Source organism: Burkholderia stagnalis (genome assembly GCF_902830275.1).
GTDB lineage: Bacteria > Pseudomonadota > Gammaproteobacteria > Burkholderiales > Burkholderiaceae > Burkholderia > Burkholderia stagnalis.
In genome coordinates, this window is record NZ_CADESW010000083.1 from 1 (window position 1) to 628 (window position 628).

Genomic DNA, 628 nt, shown 5'->3' on the forward strand with positions numbered 1-628 from the left:
TGCGCGAAGCCGCGCTGCTCGCCGACGATTTCAACGCGCTCGCCGACCAGTTGCAGCGCGTGACCAAAGAGCAGGCGTTCTGGAATGCCGCGATCGCGCACGAGCTGCGCACGCCGGTCACGGTGCTGCGCGGCAGGCTGCAGGGGCTGGCCGAAGGCGTGTTTACGCCGGATGAAACGCAATTCCGCAGCCTGCTGACCCAGGTGGAAGGCCTTGCGCGGCTGATCGAGGATCTGCGCGTGATCAGTCTCGCGGAAAGCGGCCATCTGGATCTCGAGGTGCAGGACACGGATCTTGCCGCCGACGTCAAGGCGGTGGTCGAGGTGTTCGGCGATGCGCTCAGGGCCGCAGGCCAGCATCTGGTGCTGGATCTCGACGATCGCCCGATGTGCTGCGATCCGATGCGGATTCGGCAGGCGCTGCTCGCGCTGCTGGAAAACGCCCGCCGGCATGCGGTGCCGGGGGCGATCCGCATCCAGACCCAGCTGGAGCACGGAACCTGTCACTTGCGGGTCGAGGACGACGGCCCGGGCATTCCGGCGGATTTCGCGCCGCACGTGTTCGAGGCGTTCCGGCGCGCGACCGATACGCGCCGCGGGCAAAACCGGGGGAGCGGGCTGGGGCTTGC

The 628-nt window shown here is 68.3% G+C and carries 1 protein-coding gene; it reads left to right on the forward strand.

The features are described from left to right. Positions 1–628, forward strand: a 628-nt coding sequence (locus HWY45_RS36315; protein ID WP_176118493.1) for an ATP-binding protein, incomplete at both ends; no start/stop codon positions are given.